Consider the following 2,727-nt stretch of genomic DNA (forward strand, 5'->3'; position numbering starts at 1 on the left):
CCGGCACGGCGATGTCGACCGGTGCGGTCTGCGCGATGGCAGCCCCATCTGCGAACGCGACAATAGTGGCGCTGGCTGCACAAAGCAGCAGCAACTTCTTCAGACGCATAGTATGAAAGCCCCGATATGAACTTGGCGACCAGATTGATCGTTCGATACCAAGACGAAAAAGTTCCCAAAAACCTCAGAAGAATTTTGTTACATTTCAGTGACAGATCACAATGACTTTATACCAATGGAATCATCCGTCCTCATGACTTGGACAGGAAGCGCCAGAGCTAATGATTTAGCGAAACCTTCAGTGTCACCGACATGAAATGTTCCACTAATCTTCATGGTGGCCACAGCATCATCAAGACAAGTGAGCTTGTTATCGCTGTAACGGTTCATCTCGCTTACTGCGGTAGCTACATCGTCATTCGAAAAAACCAGTCGCCCGCCATGCCAGGCAGTGACTTGAGCCAGGCGATGTCCGTCCACAATCGTCGGCTTCGGCATGTTTGCCGATACCACCTCGCCCGACCTTACGTCATAGGCATTGGGAAGCGCGCCGTCGTTTGTGACGCGGACCGAACCATCGGCCACGACCAATCGGCTCAGGGCGCCATCATCGCACTGGACATCGAATGTGGATCGCTGGGCAAGGACCTTCGACTGGCCTACGCAAACCTGAAGTGGAGCGGCGGTTGGACGGTAAGCAATGAAGCTTGCCTGCCCGCGGTAGAGGCGTACCTCGTTGCCGTCCTCGCCATCGCGGAAGCGAATTTTCGTGTCGGTGTCGAGCATCACGCGGGTGCCATCCGGCAGGACCACACGCTTCTGCTCTCCGACGTCGGTCTGGTAAACTCCCGCATATGCGGCGCTCCAGCCCACAAGGCCGCTGGCGCTGATCGCAGAGGCAGCGATCCCGGATAGAACCGTTCGGCGGTTGAAGCGTCCCCTGCTTCTTGCTGGTTCGCTCACAGGCCATCGAACCTGGCCAAGGGCCTCCCATGCGCTGGTCAATTCTTCGAACGCAACCGTATGGCGCGCGTCGCTTGTCAGCCACGCGCGAAAACGCTCTTCATCCTTTACGGTGCAGGAATCGGAATGCAGGCGAGCAAGCCACTGCGCTGCCTCTTCTTCGATTTTTTGGTCGGTACGCAAAGAGGCCTTCAACGATTTTTGCTCGCTCTGAGCAGCAGCGTGGCTGCCTTAGCGATATGCTTTTCAACTGCGCTCTCGCTGATGTCGAGTTCTCGCGCAATGTCCTTGTAACGCATGCCATCCACACGTCGCATAAACAGGACCTCGCGAGTTCGTTCGGGGAGGCGTTCGATCAGGTTCTGCACCGCTTCCCATTGCCTCCTGGCATCCAGCGTCTCATCCTGAAGAGGGGTGGGATCGACCAGAAGATCGTCGAGTTCGAGATAGCAAGCAGTGCCCCTTGATGATGCCTTGCGCCGCTCGTCGATATGAAGGTTCATCGCCGTACGAAACAAGAATGCCTCCTCGTTTCCGATTGCCTCGCTACCTCGCTCTGCCATTTTTACATAAGCAGAACTGAGAATATCTTCGGCATCGGACGAAAGCCCGGTAGCATAAGCTATCTTCGACTTCAGTCGAAGCCATATAGATCTATCAACCGGCAACAGCGACACCATTGATCGACTCCCGATTGAAAGGGAATCGGCTTCTCGTTCGAGCCGGGCGCTATGATCACTCCGCTACAATTTTATGACCATTTGAGACCTCCCTTCTTTTTTGTAAAAATTGTCTTTGCCTCGCGATTTTTCAGTGAGGATTTTCTCGCAAAATCCGTCTGGGTCTCGACTGCAACATTGAGCGGGGTGCTACTGTGCAGATGAGATTTCTCGGTTCGGCTATCGCTTTGGCAGGCGCGCTTGCGCCACTGGGCGCGCATGCCAAACCGGCGCGTAACTTGACTATGGCCGACATCACTGAGGTCGGAACACACAACACCTACAAAGCCGCTACGTCGCCCGAGACGATCGCTCGTCTTCGGCAGCAATCCGAGAAAGCCGCGATGGCGAAGGATTACGCGCATCGTCCGGTAAAAGATCAACTCGAGGCAGGTGCGCGTGCGTTCGAGTTCGACGTCAATTATGACCCTGAAGGCGGGCACTTTGCCAGGATTTCAGCTGACCCGCGCCTCCAGAAGCCTGGCTTCAAAGTGATGCATATTCCCGGGATCGACGACAATACCAACTGCCTTCTGCTCGTCGAGTGCCTGCGCGACATCCGTATCTGGTCTGACGCGCATCCGGATCACGCGCCCATCCTCATCATGTTCAATTCGATGGACGAGCAGAACGCTGCAAGCGGAGGGTTCGACGCGCTTCCTTTCAACGAAGCGGCTTACGACGCCCTTGATAGGGAGGTGCTCGCCGTTTTCGGTCCGGAAAAGATTATCACGCCTGCGCAGGTTCAGGGCACGTACGCCACACTCCGCGACGCAGTACTGGCGCACAACTGGCCCGGCCTCGACAAGGCGCGAGGCAAAGTCTTCTGTAGCGCGACGATTACGGAGTCCGGCGCATTGCCTCAATAGAATTGTTCCCCAAGGCATAGTCGTTGCCTCATCAAGAATGCTCCCGAAGATATTGATTGTGGAGCAGACAAATGAGGAGGGTCAGCATGATGACGCGCGACGACATGATTGCAGCAACTGGCGAGCGGTATCGAAAAGGCGATCGCGCGAATCGAGGGAAGATCCTCGATGTATTC

3 protein-coding genes are annotated in these 2,727 nt (G+C 55.6%); 1 reads left to right on the plus strand and 2 read right to left on the minus strand.

Translation table 11 applies throughout. The features are described 5' to 3' along the window. Positions 1–216: 216 nt before the first annotated feature. Positions 217–1,158 (minus strand): FecR family protein, encoded by a 942-nt coding sequence (locus tag LH128_RS16750; RefSeq protein ID WP_008830851.1) that lies wholly within the window; start codon positions 1,156–1,158, stop codon positions 217–219. Further along, entirely contained in the window at positions 1,155–1,643 is a 489-nt protein-coding gene (locus tag LH128_RS16755; RefSeq protein ID WP_051211509.1) for an RNA polymerase sigma factor, read from the minus strand. The genes LH128_RS16750 and LH128_RS16755 overlap by 4 nt, the downstream gene beginning before the upstream one ends. Before the next feature lie 284 nt (positions 1,644–1,927). Here LH128_RS16755 and LH128_RS16760 point away from each other — a divergent pair, with 284 nt between their 5' ends. Further along, complete coding sequence (locus tag LH128_RS16760; RefSeq protein ID WP_008830853.1) at positions 1,928–2,551, plus strand: Ca2+-dependent phosphoinositide-specific phospholipase C; 624 nt, start codon at positions 1,928–1,930, stop codon at positions 2,549–2,551. The last annotated feature ends 176 nt before the right edge of the window (positions 2,552–2,727 follow it).

The organism is Sphingomonas sp. LH128, from assembly GCF_000293195.2.
Lineage (GTDB): Bacteria > Pseudomonadota > Alphaproteobacteria > Sphingomonadales > Sphingomonadaceae > Novosphingobium > Novosphingobium resinovorum_A.

What these genes read in the sequence shown, in the direction of transcription:
- LH128_RS16755 (WP_051211509.1), bottom strand. Translation starts at nt 1,643, where the DNA reads ATGGTGTCGCTGTTGCCGGTTGATAGATCTATATGGCTTCGACTGAAG.
- LH128_RS16760 (WP_008830853.1), top strand. Translation starts at nt 1,928, where the DNA reads ATGGCCGACATCACTGAGGTCGGAACACACAACACCTACAAAGCCGCT.